At 40.4% G+C, this 22,241-nt stretch carries 19 protein-coding genes; 12 read left to right on the top strand and 7 right to left on the bottom strand.

Translation table 11 applies throughout. The features are described from left to right. Nucleotides 1–9: 9 nt before the first annotated feature. From ACLPIE_RS07860 to ACLPIE_RS07870, 3 genes are read left to right on the top strand one after another with little or no spacing between them, the layout of a single operon-like run. The gene (locus ACLPIE_RS07860) at nt 10–1,278 is read left to right on the top strand and encodes an efflux RND transporter periplasmic adaptor subunit (protein WP_430260969.1); all 1,269 of its coding nucleotides are present in this window, start codon (nt 10–12) and stop codon (nt 1,276–1,278) included. Nucleotides 1,279–1,281: 3 nt separating this feature from the next. Further along, nucleotides 1,282–4,419 (top strand): efflux RND transporter permease subunit, encoded by a 3,138-nt coding sequence (locus ACLPIE_RS07865; RefSeq protein WP_430260970.1) that lies wholly within the window; start codon nt 1,282–1,284, stop codon nt 4,417–4,419. A 42-nt stretch (nt 4,420–4,461) separates the two neighbouring features. Further along, the gene (locus tag ACLPIE_RS07870; protein ID WP_430260971.1) at nt 4,462–4,884 is read left to right on the top strand and encodes a DUF411 domain-containing protein; all 423 of its coding nucleotides are present in this window, start codon (nt 4,462–4,464) and stop codon (nt 4,882–4,884) included. A 55-nt stretch (nt 4,885–4,939) separates the two neighbouring features. Here ACLPIE_RS07870 and ACLPIE_RS07875 read toward each other — a convergent pair whose 3' ends face one another. Both ACLPIE_RS07875 and yaaA read right to left on the bottom strand, forming a co-directional pair. Next, the gene (locus tag ACLPIE_RS07875; protein WP_430260972.1) at nt 4,940–5,935 is read right to left on the bottom strand and encodes an aldo/keto reductase; all 996 of its coding nucleotides are present in this window, start codon (nt 5,933–5,935) and stop codon (nt 4,940–4,942) included. Nucleotides 5,936–6,119: 184 nt separating this feature from the next. Beyond that, on the bottom strand, nt 6,120–6,896 hold the full coding sequence (yaaA, locus tag ACLPIE_RS07880) for a peroxide stress protein YaaA (protein ID WP_430260973.1): 777 nt from the start codon (nt 6,894–6,896) through the stop codon (nt 6,120–6,122). A 342-nt stretch (nt 6,897–7,238) separates the two neighbouring features. Here yaaA and tal point away from each other — a divergent pair, with 342 nt between their 5' ends. Together tal and mog are read left to right on the top strand one after the other, a co-directional pair. Beyond that, the gene (gene tal / locus ACLPIE_RS07885; protein WP_430260974.1) at nt 7,239–8,192 is read left to right on the top strand and encodes a transaldolase; all 954 of its coding nucleotides are present in this window, start codon (nt 7,239–7,241) and stop codon (nt 8,190–8,192) included. Between the two features lie 201 nt (nt 8,193–8,393). Then, complete coding sequence (mog, locus tag ACLPIE_RS07890) at nt 8,394–8,975, top strand: molybdopterin adenylyltransferase (protein WP_430260975.1); 582 nt, start codon at nt 8,394–8,396, stop codon at nt 8,973–8,975. 46 nt (nt 8,976–9,021) lie between these two features. Here the strand turns inward: mog and satP are convergent, their stop codons facing one another. Next, a complete protein-coding gene (gene satP / locus ACLPIE_RS07895; protein ID WP_430260976.1) occupies nt 9,022–9,588 on the bottom strand; it encodes an acetate uptake transporter in 567 nt (188 codons plus the stop codon). Between the two features lie 337 nt (nt 9,589–9,925). On the opposite strand from satP, the gene dnaK reads away from it, so the two are divergent. Further along, nucleotides 9,926–11,839: a molecular chaperone DnaK gene (gene dnaK, locus ACLPIE_RS07900; protein ID WP_430260977.1), complete on the top strand. Its 1,914-nt coding sequence runs from the start codon at nt 9,926–9,928 to the stop codon at nt 11,837–11,839. 112 nt (nt 11,840–11,951) lie between these two features. Then, a complete protein-coding gene (gene dnaJ, locus ACLPIE_RS07905) occupies nt 11,952–13,088 on the top strand; it encodes a molecular chaperone DnaJ (protein WP_430260978.1) in 1,137 nt (378 codons plus the stop codon). A 66-nt stretch (nt 13,089–13,154) separates the two neighbouring features. On the opposite strand, the gene ACLPIE_RS07910 is transcribed toward dnaJ, so the two are convergent. Both ACLPIE_RS07910 and ACLPIE_RS07915 read right to left on the bottom strand, forming a co-directional pair. Beyond that, nucleotides 13,155–14,555 carry an amidohydrolase gene (locus ACLPIE_RS07910; RefSeq protein ID WP_430260979.1) on the bottom strand — a complete coding sequence of 467 codons (1,401 nt, stop codon included), beginning with the start codon at nt 14,553–14,555 and terminating at the stop codon, nt 13,155–13,157. Nucleotides 14,556–14,580: 25 nt separating this feature from the next. Beyond that, a complete protein-coding gene (locus ACLPIE_RS07915; protein WP_430260980.1) occupies nt 14,581–15,183 on the bottom strand; it encodes a TetR/AcrR family transcriptional regulator in 603 nt (200 codons plus the stop codon). Between the two features lie 180 nt (nt 15,184–15,363). On the opposite strand from ACLPIE_RS07915, the gene ACLPIE_RS07920 reads away from it, so the two are divergent. The 3 genes from ACLPIE_RS07920 to ACLPIE_RS07930 are packed head-to-tail and all read left to right on the top strand — an operon-like array spanning nt 15,364 to nt 18,218. After that, nucleotides 15,364–16,422: a sugar phosphate isomerase/epimerase family protein gene (locus ACLPIE_RS07920; RefSeq protein ID WP_430260981.1), complete on the top strand. Its 1,059-nt coding sequence runs from the start codon at nt 15,364–15,366 to the stop codon at nt 16,420–16,422. A 25-nt stretch (nt 16,423–16,447) separates the two neighbouring features. Continuing rightward, the gene (locus ACLPIE_RS07925) at nt 16,448–17,305 is read left to right on the top strand and encodes an alpha/beta fold hydrolase (protein ID WP_430260982.1); all 858 of its coding nucleotides are present in this window, start codon (nt 16,448–16,450) and stop codon (nt 17,303–17,305) included. Nucleotide 17,306: 1 nt separating this feature from the next. After that, on the top strand, nt 17,307–18,218 hold the full coding sequence (locus ACLPIE_RS07930; RefSeq protein ID WP_430260983.1) for an alpha/beta hydrolase: 912 nt from the start codon (nt 17,307–17,309) through the stop codon (nt 18,216–18,218). 42 nt (nt 18,219–18,260) lie between these two features. Here ACLPIE_RS07930 and ACLPIE_RS07935 read toward each other — a convergent pair whose 3' ends face one another. Beyond that, complete coding sequence (locus tag ACLPIE_RS07935; protein WP_430260984.1) at nt 18,261–19,109, bottom strand: EamA family transporter; 849 nt, start codon at nt 19,107–19,109, stop codon at nt 18,261–18,263. A 387-nt stretch (nt 19,110–19,496) separates the two neighbouring features. Here ACLPIE_RS07935 and nhaA point away from each other — a divergent pair, with 387 nt between their 5' ends. Both nhaA and nhaR read left to right on the top strand, forming a co-directional pair. Then, nucleotides 19,497–20,672: a Na+/H+ antiporter NhaA gene (nhaA, locus tag ACLPIE_RS07940; protein WP_430260985.1), complete on the top strand. Its 1,176-nt coding sequence runs from the start codon at nt 19,497–19,499 to the stop codon at nt 20,670–20,672. Between the two features lie 189 nt (nt 20,673–20,861). Then, nucleotides 20,862–21,791, top strand: coding sequence for a transcriptional activator NhaR (gene nhaR / locus ACLPIE_RS07945; protein ID WP_430261153.1), 930 nt, complete (start codon nt 20,862–20,864; stop codon nt 21,789–21,791). A gap of 45 nt (nt 21,792–21,836) precedes the next feature. Here nhaR and rpsT read toward each other — a convergent pair whose 3' ends face one another. Beyond that, on the bottom strand, nt 21,837–22,097 hold the full coding sequence (gene rpsT, locus ACLPIE_RS07950; RefSeq protein WP_004914688.1) for a 30S ribosomal protein S20: 261 nt from the start codon (nt 22,095–22,097) through the stop codon (nt 21,837–21,839). Between the last annotated feature and the right edge of the window lie 144 nt (nt 22,098–22,241).

Here is a 22,241-nt window from a genome sequence, read left to right on the forward strand (position 1 = left end):
AGAGATGTTATGTCATTAGTTAACCTCACTAAATTGCTGGTAGTCATTATTTTATCGAGTGTGATTTCAATCTTACTTTATCGTTATTTCTCTGTTGCAGAAAATAATAGTGAATTATTGGAAAAAAAAGAGCGTACGGTGTTGTATTGGTATGATCCTATGTATCCAAATACTAAATTTGAACAACCCGGCCCATCACCTTTTATGGATATGGATCTCGTTCCTAAATATGCGGATGAAAATCATACCTCAGCGAATAGTAAAGGGGTGACTATCAACCCAACGCAAACCCAAAATTTAGGGTTAAAAACAGTTGCGGTGGAATGGGGAAAACTAAGCTATGACCTAACATTTCCGGCTGAAATTGCATTTAATGACCACCAGTTTGCCATTGTACAAGCTCGAGAAAGTGGATTTGTTGAAAAAGTGTACCCATTTTCTATTGGTGAGCAGATCCAAGAAGGTGCACCAATTGCAGACTTGACGATCCCTGCATGGGTTGAGGCGCAGAGCGAATATCTTGCATTAAAGCAAATGAATGCAAGCCAAAAAGATCTTAATAGTGTACTTGAACGTTTACGGTTAAATGGTATGCCGGACGGTGCGCTTTCCCAATTTATTAAAACTGGAAAAGTACAAACACGTTTTACTATTCAAGCCCCTATTTCTGGGGTAATTACTGCATTAAATCTGCGCTTAGGGATGAATATATCCAAGGATGTGGCTATTGCTCAAATTCAAGGGACTAGCCCATTATGGGTGAATGCATCAATATCTCAATCAGTGGCTGAGCTATTGATGAAGCAGACACAATTATCACTTTCTATTCCAGCCTATCCAACTGAAAAATTTACGGTTAGCAACTGGCTCATATTACCTAGCGCTGATAAATCAAGTCGCACAATTAATATTCGTGCAGAAATAGCTGATAGCCGCAATTTATTAAAGCCGGGTATGACCGCATATCTAAATTTTGTTGCCCAAGAGCAAGAAAGCATGTTAATCCCTTCTCAAGCAATAGTGGATTCTGGAAGAACACAGCATGTTATTGCTGTGGGAGAAAATGGTGAATTTATCCCGAAAAAAGTACGAGTAATTAAAGAATCTCAGCAAATGACTGCCATATCTGATGGGTTACAAGTTGGAGAGCGCATTGTGACTCAAGGGATCTTCCTCATTGATTCGGAAGCGAATATTTCAGGTGCATTAGCCAAAATGGAAGAACCAATAAAACAGGCTGTATCTTCTAATCATTCATCACATACATCTAAGGAGTAGATAATGTTGGAATGGATTATAAGACGCTCAGTTGCGAATCGGTTTTTGGTGCTCATGGGGGTGGCTTTTCTTGTTATTGCGGGGATATGGAGCATACGTAGCACGCCAGTTGATGCCTTACCTGATTTGTCAGATGTACAGGTGATTATCAAAACAACATACCCCGGACAAGCTCCTCAGCTTGTTGAAAACCAAGTGACTTACCCGATAACAACGACAATGTTATCGGTACCAGGGGCAAAAACAGTAAGGGGATTTTCTGCCTTTGGTGATTCATATGTATATGTTATTTTTGAAGATAATACGGATCTCTATTGGGCTCGATCGCGTGTTTTAGAATATTTAAATCAAGTGCAAACTAAATTACCTAAAGGTGCGGTAGCATCGATAGGCCCTGATGCAACAGGGGTGGGTTGGATTTTTGAATATGCACTTATTGATAAAACAGGGAAGCATAATTTAGCAGAGCTGCGCTCATTACAAGATTGGTTTTTAAAATATGAGTTAAAAGCGCTGCCAAATGTTTCGGAAGTAGCAACGGTTGGTGGGATTGTTAAATCGTATCAGATAGTGGTCGATCCCCTTAAACTGGCCCAATTCTCAATTACATTACCTGAAATAAAGCAAGCCGTCGAAATGGGGAATCAAGAGGCGGGCGGTTCTTCAATTGAAATTGCTGAAGCGGAATTCATGGTTCGTGCTAGTGGTTATCTTCAATCGATAGATGATTTTAATAAAACTTACTTGAAGACATCTGAAAGTGGTATACCTATTTATTTACGGGATGTTGCTCGCATTCAAGAAGGATCTGAAATGCGTCGTGGAGTAGCTGAACTTAATGGTGAAGGTGAAGTGGTTGGTGGGATCATTTTACTGCGTTCGGGTGAAAATGCACGTAATGTGATCCACGATGTCAAACAAAAGCTTGAGGATCTAAAAAGTAGTTTACCTGAAGGTATTGAAATAGTTACCACCTACGATAGAAGCATATTAATTGACAACGCGATTGATAATTTAAGTTACAAGTTGTTAGAGGAATTTATTGTCGTCGCTCTTGTTTGTGCCGTCTTTTTATGGCATTTCCGTTCAGCGCTGGTGGCGATTATTTCTTTGCCTCTTGGATTGTTTATTGCCTTTATTGTGATGCGTTACCAAGGAATTAATGCAAACATTATGTCCTTGGGCGGGATTGCGATTGCGATTGGGGCTATGGTTGATGCTGCGATTGTGATGATAGAAAACGCCCATAAAAAATTAGAAAAATGGCAACATCAAAATGAAGGAAAAATGCTAGATAATGCGCAGCGCTGGAAACTGATAACGGATTCTGCCGTAGAAGTGGGCCCTGCATTATTTATTAGTTTATTAATTATCACGCTTTCTTTTATTCCCATTTTTACGTTGGAAGGGCAAGAGGGGCGTTTATTTGGTCCGTTGGCATTTACTAAAACCTATGCGATGGCAGGCGCTGCTGCTTTAGCTTTAGTCGTGATCCCGATTTTAATGGGATATTGGATACGCGGAAATATTCCAAATGAAAATAAAAATCCGCTGAATCGTTGGCTAATTTCCCTATATAGCCCCCTGTTACTGAAAGTTTTAGCATGGCCGAAAACGACATTATTAATTGCGTTGTTGTCACTATTTACAGTGATATGGCCACTAAAACATTTAGGAGGCGAATTCCTTCCGTCAATTAATGAAGGAGACTTATTGTATATGCCCTCCACATTACCGGGAGTATCTCCTGCTCAGGCCGCATTCTTACTCCAAAATACAGATAAGTTAATTAAAACTATTCCTGAAGTTGATACTGTTTTTGGCAAAGTAGGGAAAGCAGAAACTGCAACTGACTCAGCACCAATGGAAATGCTCGAAACCACGATTCGTTTAAAACCACAATCGCAGTGGCGAGAAGGGATGACATTAGAAAAAATCATCGATGAGTTGGATGAAACGGTTAGATTACCCGGCGTTGCTAACTTATGGGTTCCTCCAATTCGTAATCGTATTGATATGCTTTCTACGGGGGTAAAAAGCCCAATAGGCATTAAAGTCTCAGGAAAAGATTTAGAGGAAATTGATGAATTAGCACAACAAATTGAAAAAGTGACTAAATCGGTTCCTGGGGTTGTTTCCGTATTGGCAGAACGATTGGTCGGAGGGCGGTATGTCGATGTTAAGATTGATAGGGAAAAAGCTGCTCGCTATGGAATGAGCATCAACGACGTGCAAGTTTTCATTTCTATGGCGACAGGAGGAGAAATGATCGGTGAAACGGTGGAAGGCATCGAACGTTATCCTATTAGTTTAAGATACCCACAAGATTATCGAAATAGCGTATCTGCATTGAAATTATTGCCAATTTTGACCCCAAGTAAACAGCAAATCGTTCTTAGTGATGTCGCTGAGGTGATGATAGTTATGGGGCCTCCAATGCTGAAAACTGAAAATGCACGACCAACAAGCTGGATTTATATTGATGCGCGTGACCGAGATATGGTTTCTGTCATTAATGATATTGATAGTGAAATTAGGACTAAAGTTCAAATGAAACCGGGGGTGAGCTATTCCTTCACAGGGCAGTTTGAATTGTTAGAAAGAGCTAATCAAAAATTAATGTTAATGGTACCTGCAACGATAATGATTATTTTTGTATTGCTTTATTTAGCTTTTAGGCGATTTAGCGAAGCACTCTTGATTTTACTCAGCTTACCTTTTGCATTAGTGGGAGGTATTTGGTTTCTGTATTGGATGAATTTTAATTTATCGGTGGCGACAGGAACAGGGTTTATTGCACTAGCGGGGGTTGCTGCTGAATTTGGTGTTGTGATGCTGATTTATTTAAGGCATGCCATAGAAGATAAAGAAAAAGTGCAGGGAATTAAGACGTTATCATCACAAGAATTAGATAGTGCGTTATATGAAGGCGCTGTTCTTAGAGTTAGGCCAAAGGCAATGACTGTGGCTGTTATTTTAGCTGGATTATTACCTATTTTATTAGGAACAGGGGTAGGTTCTGAAGTTATGAGTCGAATTGCAGCTCCTATGATTGGAGGAATGATAACTGCGCCAGTACTATCATTATTTATAATCCCTGCCGCGTATAAGTTAATCTGCCAAACACGTAATAAAAAGTAGCTTTCAAATAATTAATCGTGACTATTTATAAGGTAAATTAGAATGAAAGAGTTAATTTTAAGTGGAATGCTGTTATTGTCATTCTCTGCATTTTCTCAAGGGGAAAGTGTACATCTCTATAAAGATGCAAGCTGTGGTTGCTGCCAATTATGGGGAGAAGGGGTTCATAAAGCAGGTTATGATGTGGTGGTTAATGAGATCAGCTACGATGAGTTAAGTCAGTTAAATAACAAATTAAAAGTCCCTCACCATCTGCGTAGTTGTCATATTGCAACCTATAAAAATAAAGTCATTGTAGGACATGTTCCAGTCAGTAGTCTTGATACGATTGATGAATTATCTACTGATGTGGTTGGTATCTCTGTTCCTGGAATGCCGATTGGCAGTTTAGGGATGGAACAACTTGATGGAAGAACACAGCCTTATTCTGTTGTGCAATTCAAAGCAGAAGGTCAATATCGTTAATTTATAAGATGATGCTCAAGTTGCAGATATTTTCTGCAACTTGTCTTAGGGCTTTTTACATAGCGTCTTCTAAGATCAACTCGATACTTTTCAGCTCTTCTTGGGTAAAATTACGGTTTGTTAAGATTCCCATTGCATCATCAATTTGGCTGATACGACTTGCACCAATTAATACTGATGTAATCCTATCATGGCGTAGTAGCCACGCGAGAGCCATTTGGTTGAGCTTTTGCCCTCTTTTTGCTGCAATTTCGTTGAGTTTTTTAACTTTAGAAAGAACGCTTGAAGTGAGCTTTTCAGGTGGAAGAGAAGGATTACCTGCCGCTCGTGAATCAGCGGGAATACCATTCAAATAACGATCCGTTAAGATACCACCTGCGAGTGGCGAATATGCAATAGAACCAACACCTTCTTCTTCAAGTAAATCAAGAAGTCCTTGTTCTGGTGTACGCTCCAGCATGGAATATTTTGGTTGATGAATAAGGCAAGGAGTTCCTAACTCATTGAGTATAGTGATTGCCTCTTTTGCTAAATCTGCTGGGTAGTTAGATATTCCCACGTACAAAGCCTTCCCTTGGCGAACGATGAGATCAAGAGCCCCCATTGTTTCTTCTAAAGGTGTGTTGGGGTCTGGTCTGTGATGATAAAAAATATCGACATAATCAAGTCCCATACGCTTTAAGCTTTGATTGAGGCTGGCAACTAAATATTTTTTACTGCCCCAGTCACCATAGGGGCCATCCCACATGGTAAAGCCCGCTTTAGATGAAATGAGCATTTCATCACGATATGGGAGGAAATCGCGTTGCATGACTTGGCCAAATTTAACTTCGGCAGATCCAGGAGGAGGCCCATAATTATTGGCGAGATCAAAATGAGTAATCCCAAGATCAAAAGCATGACGAAGCATGGCTTGGCAATTATCGAAAGATTTGTTATCACCAAAATTATGCCATAACCCTAATGAAATCAGTGGTAAACGTAACCCACTACGACCACATAACCGGTATTCCATTTCAGTATAGCGCTTTGATGATGCAATATAGGGCATACATTACCTCCAAAATGAGTGGGCAACATCCAAACTAATTCTGCCATAAACCTAAAAAGCTGACTGAGGAATCAATGCTAATTTATTTTTATAATCGCTGTTTCGTCGGCAAGCTATGACGGTGCATGAAACATGAGGCTTGTAAAAATGGAATTTACCTAATGCAAACTCCATTTTCATGGGATTAAATTTGCTGAGGGCGAGTAAAGACAAGTTCATTGCCTTTAGATTGGCTTTCGTCGAATTGATAGCCTTCTAAATTGAAATCAGAAAGTTGATCTGTTTTTGTCAATTTATTTTGGATAATAAATCGGCTCATTAAGCCGCGTGCTTTTTTTGCATAAAAGCTGATGACTTTATATTTGCCGTTTTTTTCATCAAGAAAAACTGGCTTAATAATCTCACCCTCCAGTTTTTTTGTATTCACTGATTTGAAATATTCATCGGAGGCGAGGTTGACTAAGACTTGATCTTTTTGCTCGGCAAGTGCTTGGTTGAGTTGCTTGGTAATAATATCGCCCCAAAACTCATATAAATCTTTTCCTCGAGTATTTTTTAAACGAATACCCATCTCTAAACGATAAGGCTGCATCAAGTCCAAAGGCCTTAAAATACCATACAGGCCAGATAAAATTCGTAAGTGAGACTGGGCAAATTCAAAATCAGCTTGGGAGAAAGTCTCGGCTTGCATACCCGTATAAACATCCCCCTTAAATGCTAAAATAGCTTGCCTTGCATTGCTTGGTGTAAAATCAGCATGCCATTCTGCGAAACGAGCGGCATTGAGCCCCGCTAATTTATCACTAATTTTCATTAAACTTGCGATATCTGCAGGTGTTAACTTACGGCACACATTCATCAATTTTTGCGATTCCCCTAATAACTCTGGTTGGGTGAACTGCTGTGTTGCCAGCGGGCTTTCGTAGTCTAATGTTTTTGCAGGTGAAATAGTAATCAGCATGACTTGACCCTTTTTAAACAATGATAACTGCTACTTTAGCAAAGATTCATCCTAAATGGCGAATTGATATAATAAGCCAAACCAATATTGTTTTTTGTTACTCTCTTGTGAATATGCGTATAGCTAAAAGGATTCAGTTCTGTATCAGCATGCGAAACCGATTGCCAATCAAATAGTTGCTTTAGACTGGATTTCCTTGCTTGCAGCAATGTGGATGCATGATATTATCTGTGTACGGTGCGGCGATAGCCACAATTCCTTTATAATACGCAAAGTAGTTCAAGTTGCAGCTAACTACCCTACAACTTGGAATATGACGGGTATAACAACGAGATTAAAGAAATGACCGATAAACTAACCTCCTTACGTAGTCTGACAACTGTTGTTGCTGATACTGGCGACATTGAAGCGATGAAGCTTTACAAACCACAAGATGCGACCACTAACCCGTCGCTGATCTTAAATGCTGCACAAATTCCTGAGTACCGTAAATTAATTGATGAAGCGGTAGAGTGGGCGCGTAAGCAAAGCAGCAATCGTGAGCAACAAATTATTGATGCTTGTGACAAACTGGCTGTTAATATCGGTCTGGAAATTCTGAAATTAGTTCCAGGTCGTATTTCTACTGAAGTTGACGCACGCCTTTCTTATGACGAAGAAGCTTGTATTGCTAAAGCTCGTCATTTAATCAAAATGTACAACGACGCGGGTATTAGCAACGATCGTATTTTGATTAAACTGGCTTCAACTTGGCAGGGTATTCGTGCTGCAGAGAAACTGGAAAAAGAAGGCATCAACTGTAACTTAACCTTATTATTCTCTTTTGCTCAGGCACGAGCTTGTGCGGAAGCGGGTGTTTACCTGATCTCTCCATTCGTAGGTCGTATCCTTGATTGGTACAAAGCAAATACTGATAAAAAAGAATTTGCACCACAAGAAGATCCAGGCGTGATTTCTGTGACTGAAATTTATAACTACTATAAAGCTCACGGTTATAAAACGGTTGTAATGGGTGCAAGTTTCCGTAACGTCGGTGAAATTATCGAGTTAGCGGGCTGTGACCGTCTGACGATTTCTCCGGGCTTACTGAAAGAGCTGTCTGAGTCGCAAGGCGAATTAGTTCGCAAACTAACTGATTCAGGTAAAACTCAAGAACCAGGTGCTAAACTGACGGAAGCTGAGTTCTATTGGCAGCATAACCAAGACCCAATGGCGGTTGATAAACTGTCTGATGGTATCCGTAAGTTTGCGGTAGACCAAGAAAAACTGGAAAAAATGATTGCAGATTTACTGTAATTCATTCTTTTTCCATTTCAGCCCAGCTAATTGAGGTGACCCGTTAGCTGGGTTTTTTGTGGATATTTTTTATTGAATTAGTTCTCAATTTCAAGATATAAAATTGAGGGCGCTGTATGCAATCTTTCATCATGATATGATATTCCAACTGTTTATTTTTCAATAAACAGTTTTGGATTGAATAATTTTCTTGAGGTTTGTATGAATGAATTGCGCATAGGTCTGGTTTCAGTTTCTGATCGTGCTTCGAGCGGTATTTATGAAGACAAAGGTATTCCAGCGTTAGAAGAGTGGTTAGCAAAAACCCTGACGACCCCTTTTCGTATTGAAACTCGCCTTATTCCCGATGAGCAAATCATGATTGAGCAAACATTATGTGAGCTGGTGGATGAGTTTGCTTGCCAGTTAGTTTTAACTACGGGCGGAACAGGGCCTGCTCGTCGTGATGTGACGCCAGACGCAACTCTTGCCATTGCAGACCGTGAAATGCCCGGGTTTGGCGAGCAAATGCGTCAGATTAGCTTAAAGTTTGTACCAACAGCAATTTTGTCGCGTCAGGTAGGCGTGATCCGTAATCAAGCGTTAATTTTGAACTTACCGGGGCAGCCAAAAGCGATAGCTGAGACGTTAGAAGGTTTAAAAGATAAAGAAGGGAATGTATTGGTTTCTGGAATTTTCGCCAGTGTACCTTATTGCATCCAATTATTGGATGGCCCTTATGTCGAAACTGACCCTGCGGTTGTAAAGGCTTTTAGACCTAAGTCAGCCCTTCGTTCTAAATAAGCCTCAGTGTAATCAGGTGAGTATTCGCTCACCTGATTAAATAGAATTACCTGCGTTGTCCAATAGGCAAAATTGTTCTGCCATATTGTTCATTGAGCACCTCGGCAACGGCCAAGTAAAATGCGCTCGCACCACAGATGATCCCTTCAAATCCTGCAAATTTTAATAAGGCAGCATTGCCCGCGATATTGCCGATAGCTAATAATGCAAACAGTATGGTTAAACTGCCGAAAACAAATTGCAGCACTACGTTTGCTTTGAATGTTCCTAAGAACATGAAGAAGGTAAAGACACCCCAAATAGCAAGAAAAACACCTAAAAATTCAGGGGAAGTGGCTTCGGCTAATCCCAACGTTGGTAAAAATAATAAGCTAACTAATGAAATCCAAAACATGCCGTAAGAGGTGAATGCAGTTGCACCAAAAGTATTGCCTTTTTTATATTCAATCAATCCAGCAATAAATTGAGCAAGCCCACCGTAAAAAATACCCATACTTAAAATAACGGATGAAAGTGGGAAAAAACCTGCATTATGGATATTCAGCAGGATGGTTGTCATACCAAAGCCGAGTAAACCAAGTGGGCCTGGATTTGCAAGAGAGCTTGACAGCATATAACCTCTGGTAAAATATGTGAAATTCAAGTAAATATAAAGGTAAAAATGCTGTGAAATCAGCATTGGCGGTGCATCATACGCAGCTTTTATTGTTCAAACCTTGATCACAAGACTGCTTTTTTTGCAATAAATGCAAAATTTTTTTAATTCTCCCCCTTGATGAATGAATTTGTGACCCCATCTTTAAGACATCAACGGATATCGATCAGAATTATTGAGTTTTAAAAAATAATTTTGCGCTCAGAGTGAAAACTCCCTTGAAAATGAAATATTGAGCCACATATAGATTGATATCGAAATCATAGTGAAAAGAATTCCTTTGGAGGCGTTTTAGATGGGTAAAATTATTGGTATCGACTTGGGTACAACTAACTCATGCGTTGCAATTATGGATGGTACTACCGCGCGTGTTCTTGAGAACAGCGAAGGTGACAGAACTACTCCTTCCATCATTGCGTACACTCAAGATGGTGAAATTTTAGTTGGTCAGCCGGCAAAACGTCAGGCAGTGACTAACCCAGAAAATACATTATTTGCGATCAAACGTTTGATCGGTCGTCGTTTCCAAGACGAAGAAGTTCAGCGTGACGTTTCTATTATGCCGTACAAAATTATCGCGGCTGATAATGGCGATGCTTGGTTAGATGTGAAAGGCCAAAAAATGGCTCCACCACAAGTGTCTGCTGAAGTTCTGAAAAAAATGAAAAAAACAGCGGAAGACTACTTAGGTGAACCAGTTACTGAAGCTGTTATCACTGTTCCTGCTTACTTTAATGACGCACAACGCCAAGCAACTAAAGATGCAGGCCGTATCGCTGGTTTAGAAGTAAAACGTATCATTAACGAACCAACGGCAGCTGCATTAGCATATGGCTTAGATAGAGAAGTTGGAAACCGTACTATCGCAGTTTATGACTTAGGTGGTGGTACATTCGACTTATCAATCATCGAAATCGATGAAGTTGATGGTGAAAAAACTTATGAAGTTCTGGCGACTAACGGTGATACTCACTTAGGTGGTGAAGACTTCGATACACGTTTAATCAACTACTTAGTTGAAGAGTTTAAGAAAGAACAAGGTGTTGACCTGCGTAACGATCCGTTAGCAATGCAACGTCTGAAAGAGTCTGCGGAAAAAGCAAAAATTGAGCTTTCTTCTGCACAACAAACAGATGTTAATTTGCCGTACATTACTGCGGATGCAACAGGTCCTAAACACATGAATATCAAAGTGACTCGTGCAAAATTAGAGTCACTGGTTGAAGATTTAGTTAAACGTTCAATGGAGCCAGTAAAAGTGGCTCTGCAAGACGCAGGCTTAAGTGTTAGTGAAATCAACGATGTTATTTTGGTTGGTGGTCAAACACGTATGCCAATGGTACAAAAAGTCGTTGCTGATTTCTTTGGCAAAGAACCGCGTAAAGACGTTAACCCAGATGAAGCAGTGGCAATGGGTGCGGCAGTACAAGGTGGTGTTTTAGCAGGTGATGTTAAAGACGTTCTGTTACTTGACGTAACACCATTGTCTTTAGGTATCGAAACTATGGGTGGCGTGATGACTTCGTTAATTTCGAAGAATACCACTATCCCAACTAAACATAGCCAAGTGTTCTCAACAGCGGAAGATAACCAAGCAGCAGTCACCATTCATGTACTGCAAGGTGAACGTAAACGTGCGAGTGACAACAAATCACTGGGTCAGTTTAACTTAGATGGTATCCAAGCTGCACCACGTGGTATGCCGCAAATCGAAGTGACTTTTGACATCGATGCGGATGGTATCTTGCATGTATCTGCAAAAGATAAAAATAGTGGTCGTGAGCAAAATATCACCATTAAAGCGTCTTCTGGTCTGAATGACGAGGAAATCGAAAAAATGGTACGTGACGCAGAAGCGAACGCAGAAGCCGACCGTAAATTTGAAGAATTGGTTCAAATTCGTAACCAAGCAGACCAATTGATTCACGGTACTCGTAAACAAATTGAAGAAGCTGGCGATAAATTACCAGCAGAAGATAAAACGAATATCGAAAAAGCTACTTCTGAGTTAGAGGTTGCAGCTAAAGGTGAAGATAAAGCGGATATCGAAGCGAAAATCCAAGCCTTAGTCACTGCATCAGCGAAACTGCTGGAAATTGCACAGCAACAAGCTCAAGCGGGTGGCGCAGCGCCGGATGCAGAAGCGAAGAAAGATGATGATGTTGTTGACGCTGAATTTGAAGAAGTTAACGATAAAGACAAAAAATAATGCCCTTAGCGGGCACAGTAGCTGTAGCGAATATGCTTATTAATAGTTACTGATACCGGATACGGGCGTTGAGGAAACTCTACGCCCGTTCCGTATGTTAAGGGTAAAATGAATGGCGAAAAGAGATTTTTACGAGGTATTAGGCCTCGAAAAAAACGCATCTGACAAAGACATTAAACGTGCTTATAAGCGTTTAGCAATGAAGTACCATCCTGACCGTAATCAGGGAAGCAAAGACGAATCAGAAGCTAAATTTAAAGAAATTAAAGAAGCATACGAAGTCCTATCTGACGACCAAAAACGTGCAGCTTATGATCAATACGGTCATGCCGCTTTTGAACAAGGTGGCATGGGGGGTGGTGGCTTCGGCGGTGGTGCAGACTTTAGCGATATCTTTGGTGACGTCTTCGGTGATATTTTTGGAGGCGGCCGCAGACAGCAGCGCCCAAGCCGCGGTTCTGATCTGCAATACAACATGGAACTGACTCTTGAAGAGGCTGTCCGTGGAGTGACCAAAGAAATTCGTATCCCAACACTTGAAACTTGTGATGTGTGTCATGGGAATGGTGCTAAGCCAGGAACCAGTGCAGACACATGTTCTACTTGTCATGGTATGGGCCAAGTACATATGCGCCAAGGCTTTTTCTCTGTTCAGCAGCCTTGTCCAACCTGTCATGGTCGCGGGAAAGTGATTAAAGATCCATGCAATAAATGTCATGGTCATGGCCGTGTTGAAAGATATAAAACATTGTCGGTTAAAATCCCAGCGGGTGTTGATACAGGGGATCGCGTTCGTTTATCAGGTGAAGGTGAGGCCGGAGATAACGGAGCTCCAGCAGGGGATTTATTCGTTCAGGTTCATGTATTACCTCACAATATTTTTGAACGTGATGGCAATAATCTGCATTGTGAAGTTCCAATTAATTTTGCGGATGCTGCTCTCGGTGGCGAAATTGAAGTCCCAACCCTAGATGGTCGTGTAAAACTGAAAATTCCAGCAGAAACTCAAACCGGTAAAATTTTCCGTATGAAAGGAAAAGGCGTAAAATCTGTACGCGGTGGTCTGCAAGGTGATTTGATGTGCCATATCGTCGTCGAAACACCTGTCAAACTTAATGAGAAACAAAAAGAGTTACTCAAAGAGTTTGGTGAGTCATTAGGGGGCAAGGGGGGTGAGAAAAATAGCCCGCGCTCTAAAAGCTTTTTAGATGGTGTGAAGAAATTTTTTGATGATTTAACTAATAAATAATTAGTTAGTAATTGGTAAAATTAGAGTGGCTGACTTAGCAGATTGCGGAGTCAGCCATTTTTTGTTTTATTTAACCACTTCACCGCTGGCAATCACAGTCTCACGTACTTTATTGGCAAAATCTTGAGCTTCTTTAATAATGGCGCCCTCATCTGCGGTTAGTAGCTGACGGTCTTGCATCAACAGTTTACCATCAACAAGAGTATGGCGAACATTGGCTCCGTTCGCGCCATAGACTAACGCTGCGTAGGGACTATACATAGGAACCATGTTTGGTGATTTAGTATCAATAACAATAATGTCAGCTAATTTTCCGACTTCGAGGGAACCTAATTTATCTTCCATATGCAATGCGCGAGCAGAGCCCATTGTTGCCATCTCAACAACGGTAATTGGTGGCATTGCAGAACGGTCTTTATTTTCAAGTTTGTGAATTTTACCGACTAAATTCAGCTCATTTAACGTTGTTAGGGTATTGCTCGACATCGGCCCATCAGTCCCTAACCCAACACGAATCCCTTTTTCAAGCATGGCAGTGACAGGAGCAACCCCCTTAGCTGACTTAGTATTCGCACTGATATTATGTGCGACACCGACATCATACTGCTTTAGCAAATCCATATCTTTCTCATCGACCATAATGGCATGGGCTGCGATAACTTTATTATTCAGAGCCCCTATATCAGCCATATATTGTACAGGGCTCTTCCCACCGGTGCGTTTAGCTATTTCTTCTTGCTCACGATCGGTTTCGGCGAGGTGGATCATCACAGGAACATCTAGTTCTTGTGATAATTTAGCAACCTGCTGCAAATGTTCTGTTGTATTGGTATAAGGTGCATGCGGTGCGAAAGCAGGGGTTATTCTTGGATGGTCTTTGTATTGATTAATAAAATTAACAGCATAGTTGATGCCTTCATTTGCATTTTTAGCATCAGCGACAGGGAATTTAATCACGGATTCACCGAGCACCGCTCTTAGCCCTATTTTATCAACAGTTTTAGCCACTTCATCTTCAAAGTAATACATATCCACATAGGTGGTCACTCCGCCTTTGATCATTTCAACGTTGGCGAGATTTGCGCCGATACGAACCATTTCACGGCTAACCATTTTACTTTCAAGTGGGAAAATATAACGGTGCAGGCGGTCGGGAACATCATCGGCGAGTGAGCGAAAAACGGTCATGGATGCATGGGTATGAGTATTGATCAGCCCAGGCATGACGATGTCTCCCTCAACATTCAATACCGTTTCGGCTTGGTAGTCTTTTGATATTTCAGGGCCGCCAACGGCGATGATTTTATTACCTTTGACGACAACAGTACCGTGATTAAAAACCTGTTTTTTATTATCCATAGTTAACACGGTACCATCAACAATCATAAGGTCAGCAGGCGTTATAGCAAAGCTTGTAAAAGATGCACTAATGGCAGATAACGCTAGTAAAGACTTGGAAAATGACATTATTACCTCATATTAACATGATAAGTTAAGTATTATTTTTTATAAGAGGATCTAGGTGGCTTAAGGTAAAATTAACAATATCGAACAGGGTCTCTTTTGTTGCACCATCGCGTGCTTGCACAGATAACCCATGGAGAATTAAAGAATAATACTGGCCAAGTAACTCTGGATTTGCATTTTCCATGAGCTGACCTTCTTGCTTTGCCTGTTTAAAACGCGCCACAATTCCTTTACCGCGTTCAATACGTTGCTGCGTCATCCATTCAAGCAATAAATGATTTTCCTCGCTTAATGCATTTGCTGAAGAAACGACCATACAGCCCATTGCATGATCCTCACGGGTATATAAATTGATAGCTTCAGTTAAGAGTTCTGCGATAGCGTTGCGTATGTCTTTTTTTTGCAAAGCAGATAACGCGAAGCTGCCCTCATGGGTTTCATAATGGATCACGGCTTCGCGGAATAAGGCTTCCTTAGACCCAAATGCTTTATAAATTCGAGCAGAAGCAATTCCCAGCGCATTGACTAAATCGGACATTGATGTGCCTTCATAGCCATGTTGCCAGAAGAAATTACGAGCCTTAATAAGCGCCTCATCTCGATCAAATTCCCGTGGTCTGCCTGCCATTGTTTATCCTTTATACGATTCTGATTATTCACATTATTTATTGAAAAAAATTTTATTACAAATAAATCAATAAGATTGAATTAAAAATGTGTGCTAACGATATTTTTTCACTAAAAAGTGTTGTGTTTATTATACAAAGTCTCTATTGTTTGTCGACTGACAAACAATAGAGTAAATAACATGCAAAAAATTAAAGGCCCAAGTGTGCATTTAGCACAATTTAGTGATGATACTTATCCTTTCAATAGCTTAGATAGCATTGCTCAATGGGCGGCAGATACAGGATTCAAAGCGATCCAACTTCCAGCATGGGATAGCCGCCTGTTTGATGTTAACAAAGCGGCTACTAGTCAGGAGTATTGTGATGAAATCAATGCCCTTTTAGATCGATATGGATTAGTCATAAGTGAATTGACGACTCATATTTTTGGTCAATTGATGGCCGTTCACCCTGCTTATGATGTGTTATGCGATAACTTTGCACCTTTAGCACTTCGAGGTGATCCTATTGGCAGAACAGAATGGGCTAAACAACAATTATTAGACTCAATAACAGCATCAAAACGTTTAGGCTTAACGGATATGGGGACATTTTCAGGCGCTTTAGCTTGGCCTTATGTGTTTCCTTTCCCTCAACGTCCATCTGGTTTAATCGAAACTGCTTTTGATGAACTCGCACGCCGTTGGATGCCAATATTAGATGCTTGTGATGAGTATAACGTGAACCTGTGCTTTGAAATTCACCCCGGTGAAGACTTACACGATGGTATCAGTTTTGAAATGTTTTATGAGCGTACAGGGAATCACCCACGTTGCAAGATGTTATTCGATCCTAGTCACTTTGTACTACAACAACTCAATTACATAGAATACCTTGATATATATAAAGATTTCATTCGGATGTTTCATGTCAAGGATGCGGAGTTTAATCCAACAGGTCGCCAAGGGATGTATGGTGGTTATCAAAATTGGGCTGATAGAGCAGGACGTTTTCGTTCGACAGGCGATGGTCAGGTGGACTTTAAAAGCATCTTTTCTAAGTTAACACAAAATGGTTATCAAGGGTGGGCAACATTGGAATGGGAATGCTGTTTGAAAAATAAAGACGACGGCGCTCGTGAAGGTGTTGAATTTATTAATCAACATATTATTCGAGTTACTGACAAAATTTTTGATGATTTTGCTGCCGTCCCAGTTAATCAATCTCAGTTAGATACCCTATTAGGCATCGCAAAATAGCATAAGCATTTAAATGGAAAATATTATGGAATACTCTAATTTTAAACATCATTATCAATATGTGGATGGCAATAAATTACACTGCGTGACTTTAGGGCAAGGGCCTGCAGTGCTACTTTTACCCGGTTGGCCACAGACATGGTACGCGTGGCGTAATGTGATGGTGGCACTCGCTGAAAACGGCTATCAAGCGATAGCCATAGACCCTCCAGGTACTGGGCACTCCGCACCTTTAATCGGAAGTTATGATACAGGAAGAATCGCCTCTATCGCGGCCAATTTAATGAGTCAATTAGGGCATTCATACTACTCCGTGATTGGTCATGATATAGGGATGTGGGTGGGTTATGCCTTAGCTGCGGACTACCCAGACAAAGTGGAATACTTAATTGTAACAGAGGCTGTTATTCCAGGACTTGCACCAGCACCCTCTATTTTTGTTTCACCGGATGAAAATATTTTTTTATGGCATTTCATGTTTAACCAACTGGCTGACTTACCCGAGACATTGATTACAGGGCGTGAATCAATTTATTTAAATTATATTTTTGATAAATGGTCATGGCACCGCGATAAAGTTGCCGTACAAACCTATATTGAAGCGTACAGTATTCCTGGGAGACTAGCTGCGGGATTTAATTACTATCGTGCAATCCCTGAGACTATTTCACAAAATCTTTTACGTGAGCAGAAACTTTTATCGATGCCTGTACTTGCGATAGGTGCTGAGCACGCAACTAAAGATGCGCCGTATCAAACCATGAAAAAGGTAGCAAAATACCTATCTAGCGCCCTTGTTGCGGATTGTGGGCACTTTGTCATGGAAGAAAAACCTGAAGAATTTAACACGCTAATTATTGAGTTCTTACAACAAGGTAAATGAAATGGCTTTAAGACCTGAAATCACGAATTGGCTCATTTCTCGTGTCAACGATGAACCGATTAACGACCTCAAGTTACTGAGGCAAGCTGTTGATAAAGATATTATTGCACAGCAAGGCGCGCACCGTGATAGCTATTTTCAAGGCGCTTTTTTTGTCGTGATGGAAGATGGTGCACAACGAGAAGTACGAACATACGTTCCTTATGGCATGGAAAGGCAACAAAACCGTCCTGCGATAGTGTTTGCTCATGGTGGAGGTTGGTGCCTAGGGAGTCTAGCTGCATGGGATAGAGCCTGTCGCTTATTAGCTGAGTCAACAAAACATATTGTGTTTTCAGTTGATTATCGTTTAGCGCCCGAGTTTAAGTTTCCCACTCCACTTAGGGATTATTTCACAGCAATAAGATTTATTTATAATAATGCTCAACAGCTTGGGGTGTCTAAGCTACAAATTTCGGTTGCAGGGGATAGTGCAGGCGCTAACTTAGCAGCAGCGGCGTGTTTAATGGCAAGAAAAAGGCCTGATCTGCATATTCGACATCAATTATTATTTTATCCTGCGCTGGATGCGTTGATGGAAGGGGATTCTTACCAGCAATATGGTGAAGGTTATGATTTAACAGCAAACACCATGGCTTATTGTTGGGAAAACTATTTGGGAGACTCATCAGAACGTAAGAATGAACTTGCAAATCCATTGATGGCTTCCTCATTGACGGGGGTGCCTCCGGCAACAATTTTGGTCTGTGAATATGATCCCGTTCGCAGTGATGGGGAGTTATATAAAACTCGTTTGTTAGAAGCGGGTATACCCGTCAATTTCATTATGTTAGAAGGGATGCTCCATGGTGCTATTCATATGATGGATGTTAGTGAAGCGGCTATAGAGATCTACCAAAAAATAGAGCTTTAATGGTTACAGGTAAGGGGGGACTGGATGTCCAACCTCTTACTTCTATACACTAAGCTTGGCAAGTAATACACCACCCAAAATAATAGTACAGGCAATGACTCGCATCATATTGAATTTTTCTTTTAGAAAGACAATAGATAAGAACATAGCAAATAACACACTGGTTTCCCTTATGGCTGCAACGACAACAATAGGTGCTTGGCTCATTGCCCATATCGCAATACCGTAGCTAATAAGTTGCATTAACCCACCCAATAACCCTGAACGGTAATATTGTTGGACTCCGAGTAATAAAGCCCCTCGGTATTTAATGACTCCAGCAATGGTTAAAACAATCCCATTTAATAAAAATAGCCATAGCGTATAAACAATAGGGTCTTCACTGGCCCGTGCACCGTGCCCATCAGATAAGGTATAACAAGCGGTAAAAAAGGCGGTACACAAAGCAAAAAATAATGCTTTTCCTTTAATATTTAACGTGAATTTTTTTCCTGCGAAAGCAATCAGAACTACGCCACTGATAATCATTAAGATACCGATGAGGCCAAATAATGGGATTAACTCATGGAATAATATTGCGCTCAATAAGGCGGTAATTAAGGGCGCTGAGCCCCGAGATATTGGATAAATCTGGCCTAAATCACCATGAGTGTAAGCTTGGCTTAAGAAGTAGGTATAGCCAATATGAAATAATACAGACAGAATTAACCAGCGGATAGCTTCAGGGGAAGGTAAGCCGAACCAAAGGAGCGCTGGAATGGCCAATACTCCTGAAAAAAAGGAAATCATGACAAGGCCAAAAAAGCGATCGTTGCCAAATTTGACTAAGGCATTCCAACTTGCATGGCAAAAAGCAGCAAAAAGTACGGCAAATAATACGTAAGTTGTCATCGTTAAAGGGTAATCACGAATATTTTATGGGTAAATGAGCTACGTTTTTTTGCGAAGCGCTTAGTAAACCTTTTGCAAGAAGTCTCCCACATTTAAAATTTTTACGAAAGGTGTCGAACAACGAAATAGGAATGTTTTTACCTGATAGTTAAAAACGGTAGATTGGCATGCAACAAAAAATTGAATTTATAAAGTCTGTTTTTAACAAAATTTATTATTTATTTTTATAAAATTTGTCTATAGCCAAATTAACGTTTTTTTATCATCTGACGTGATCTCTAACTCAAATGATTCGTTAATTCCGATGTTTAATGGATAAATAAACGATTTTTTACGAGTTAATTATTAGCATAACATTAACATTCAAAAAATATTGAGGTTAATTATATGACAGCAATTATTCGTAAATTTTTAAGGTTAGAAGCAGCAGGGGGCTTACTCCTGATTATTGCTGCCATCGTCGCTTTAATAATGGCTAACTCGCCATTGCAAGGGGTTTATCAGCAATTTTTAGATGTTCCAGTATCGATTAAAATATCGGAGTTTGGTTTAGATAAGCCACTGATATTATGGATTAACGACTTTCTAATGGCCATTTTTTTCTTGGTAGTTGGCCTTGAAGTAAAACGTGAATTATTAGAAGGATCTCTTTCGGGGCGGGATAAAGCCATATTTCCAGCAATTGCGGCCTTGGGGGGAATGATTGCACCTGCATTAATTTACCTTTTATTTAATGGGGGGGACAGTGTTACCCAACAAGGATGGGCAATCCCTGCGGCAACAGACATTGCATTTGCGCTAGGTGTCATGGCGTTATTAGGCAAGCGAGTGCCGACAGAACTCAAGGTATTTTTATTAGCATTGGCGATTATTGATGACCTCGGTGTCATCGTCATTATTGCTTTTTTCTACACAAGCTCTGTGTCACTGGTGGCTTTGGGGTTATCTGCATTATGTATTGCAGTGCTATGTGTAATGAATTGGCGTAGAGTTGAAAATACTGCCGCATACTTGGTGATCGGTCTAATACTGTGGGTGTGCATTTTAAAATCCGGTGTGCATGCGACATTAGCAGGGGTCATTGTTGGTTTTTTGATTCCATTACGTGGAACAAATCAAACAAAGCCTTCTGAAGAGTTAGAGCATGTATTGCATCCGTGGGTTGTTTATTTGATCCTACCTATCTTTGCATTTGCAAATTCAGGGGTACAGTTACAAGGGGTAACCTTTGATGGCTTATTAACCCCATTACCTCTAGGGGTAGCGGCAGGGTTGATATTTGGTAAGCCAATCGGGATTTTTCTGTTTAGTTGGGTTTCGGTAAAACTTGGGTTTGCAAAACTACCTGAGTCGATTAACTTAAAACAAGTCTTCGCAGTTTCTGTACTCTGTGGGATCGGTTTTACTATGTCTATTTTTATTACTGGGCTCGCATTTGATGGCCTTGATGAGGCGTATAGTACCTATTCTCGTCTAGGTATTTTAATTGGTTCTACATTAGCCGCACTCTTAGGTTATTTTATGTTAAGGGTGGTGTTACCGAAACAAAAAGAGTCAGCGTAGTTCATATTATCAACGTAATTTTGTGAATTATTAGTAATAATTTCCGAGCTAATACACTATGATATACCGTGGTATGTTATGAACATGCAGCGGTATTCACAATAAAAGCTCCTCACTAATGGAGTACAGGTAAACGTGTATGGTCAATGGTGAGAAATGATTGCTGTTGGCGGTACAAAAGGAATCGATATGCGGGTTTCACATCTTAATTTTAACCACCTTTACTACTTCTGGCATGTATGCAAAGAAGGCTCTGTAGTTGGTGCTGCGGAAGCACTTTACCTGACTCCGCAAACTATTACAGGGCAAATAAAAGCGTTAGAAGAGCGCTTAGGTGGAAAATTGTTTAAAAGGCAAGGGCGTGGGTTAGTACCTTCTGAGCTTGGGCAGCTCATTTTTCGCTATGCCGATAAAATGTTTATGCTTAGCCAAGAAATGCTAGATATTGTTAATTATAGCCGTGAGTCTAATCTACTGTTTGATGTAGGAGTGGCTGATACACTATCAAAACAACTAGTGAGTAAAATATTAGAAACCGCAGTTGTTGAACATGAACAAATCCATTTACGTTGCTTTGAGTCAACCCATGAACTACTGTTGGAGCAACTTAGCCAGCATAAACTGGATATGATTTTATCCGATTGTCCTGTTGACTCATCACAGCAAGAAGGTTTGTTTTCTGTAAAATTGGGTGAATGTAACATGAGTTTTTTCTGTCGTCAGCCAATTCCAAAGAAACCATTTCCTGAGTGTTTAGAAGAGCGCCGCTTATTAATTCCGGGCAGGCGTTATTTGTTAGGTCGGCATATACTGACTTGGATACGTAATAAAAATTTACAAGTTGAAGTATTAGGTGAGTTTGATGATGCGGCCTTAATGAAAGCATTCGGTATGCATTACAATGCGATTTTTGTTGCGCCGTCCCAATACACCCCTGACTTATTGGGTGGTGATGATATTGTAGAACTGGGTCGTCTAGATAGTGTAAAAGAAGAATACTATGTTATTTTTGCAGAAAGAATGATCCAGCATCCTGCTGTACAGCGAGTTTGTAATAAAGATTTTTCAGATTTATTTCCAGTACCTATTGAGCGTGTTGAGAAAAAGTTTAGTGCATAAAAAAACCGGCAGAAGCCGGTTTTTTTAGCTAATCAAGAAGCAAAATTACATTGCTTTGATTTGAGCAACTAAGTTAGCTTTATGACGTGCTGCTTTATTTTTGTGGATCAGGCCTTTAGTTGCATGGCGATCAACAATAGGTTGCATGTCATTGAATGCTTTCTGAGCAGCTTCTTTATCGCCTGCAGCGATAGCAAGGTAAACTTTCTTGATAAAAGTACGTACCATAGAGCGACGGCTAGCGTTATGCTGGCGACGTTTCTCTGACTGAACGGCACGTTTCTTAGCTGATTTGATATTAGCCAAGGTCCAACTCCCAAATGTATTCTATTGAGGACAATTCAAAGGTCGAGGAATATGCCCTTTCGCCCTTCATTTGTCAATGGATTTGTGCAAATAAACATCGTGTACTTCGATGTATATGCGTTGTGAATGGTGCAAGATTCTATC

This window comes from Providencia sp. Me31A (assembly GCF_050487165.1).
Lineage (GTDB): Bacteria > Pseudomonadota > Gammaproteobacteria > Enterobacterales > Enterobacteriaceae > Providencia.

What these genes read in the sequence shown, in the direction of transcription:
- ACLPIE_RS07860 (WP_430260969.1), top strand. Translation starts at nt 10, where the DNA reads ATGTCATTAGTTAACCTCACTAAATTGCTGGTAGTCATTATTTTATCG.
- ACLPIE_RS07865 (WP_430260970.1), top strand. Translation starts at nt 1,282, where the DNA reads ATGTTGGAATGGATTATAAGACGCTCAGTTGCGAATCGGTTTTTGGTG.
- ACLPIE_RS07870 (WP_430260971.1), top strand. Translation starts at nt 4,462, where the DNA reads ATGAAAGAGTTAATTTTAAGTGGAATGCTGTTATTGTCATTCTCTGCA.
- ACLPIE_RS07875 (WP_430260972.1), bottom strand. Translation starts at nt 5,935, where the DNA reads ATGCCCTATATTGCATCATCAAAGCGCTATACTGAAATGGAATACCGG.
- yaaA (WP_430260973.1), bottom strand. Translation starts at nt 6,896, where the DNA reads ATGCTGATTACTATTTCACCTGCAAAAACATTAGACTACGAAAGCCCG.
- tal (WP_430260974.1), top strand. Translation starts at nt 7,239, where the DNA reads ATGACCGATAAACTAACCTCCTTACGTAGTCTGACAACTGTTGTTGCT.
- mog (WP_430260975.1), top strand. Translation starts at nt 8,394, where the DNA reads ATGAATGAATTGCGCATAGGTCTGGTTTCAGTTTCTGATCGTGCTTCG.
- satP (WP_430260976.1), bottom strand. Translation starts at nt 9,588, where the DNA reads ATGCTGTCAAGCTCTCTTGCAAATCCAGGCCCACTTGGTTTACTCGGC.
- dnaK (WP_430260977.1), top strand. Translation starts at nt 9,926, where the DNA reads ATGGGTAAAATTATTGGTATCGACTTGGGTACAACTAACTCATGCGTT.
- dnaJ (WP_430260978.1), top strand. Translation starts at nt 11,952, where the DNA reads ATGGCGAAAAGAGATTTTTACGAGGTATTAGGCCTCGAAAAAAACGCA.
- ACLPIE_RS07910 (WP_430260979.1), bottom strand. Translation starts at nt 14,555, where the DNA reads ATGTCATTTTCCAAGTCTTTACTAGCGTTATCTGCCATTAGTGCATCT.
- ACLPIE_RS07915 (WP_430260980.1), bottom strand. Translation starts at nt 15,183, where the DNA reads ATGGCAGGCAGACCACGGGAATTTGATCGAGATGAGGCGCTTATTAAG.
- ACLPIE_RS07920 (WP_430260981.1), top strand. Translation starts at nt 15,364, where the DNA reads ATGCAAAAAATTAAAGGCCCAAGTGTGCATTTAGCACAATTTAGTGAT.
- ACLPIE_RS07925 (WP_430260982.1), top strand. Translation starts at nt 16,448, where the DNA reads ATGGAATACTCTAATTTTAAACATCATTATCAATATGTGGATGGCAAT.
- ACLPIE_RS07930 (WP_430260983.1), top strand. Translation starts at nt 17,307, where the DNA reads ATGGCTTTAAGACCTGAAATCACGAATTGGCTCATTTCTCGTGTCAAC.
- ACLPIE_RS07935 (WP_430260984.1), bottom strand. Translation starts at nt 19,109, where the DNA reads ATGACAACTTACGTATTATTTGCCGTACTTTTTGCTGCTTTTTGCCAT.
- nhaA (WP_430260985.1), top strand. Translation starts at nt 19,497, where the DNA reads ATGACAGCAATTATTCGTAAATTTTTAAGGTTAGAAGCAGCAGGGGGC.
- nhaR (WP_430261153.1), top strand. Translation starts at nt 20,862, where the DNA reads ATGCGGGTTTCACATCTTAATTTTAACCACCTTTACTACTTCTGGCAT.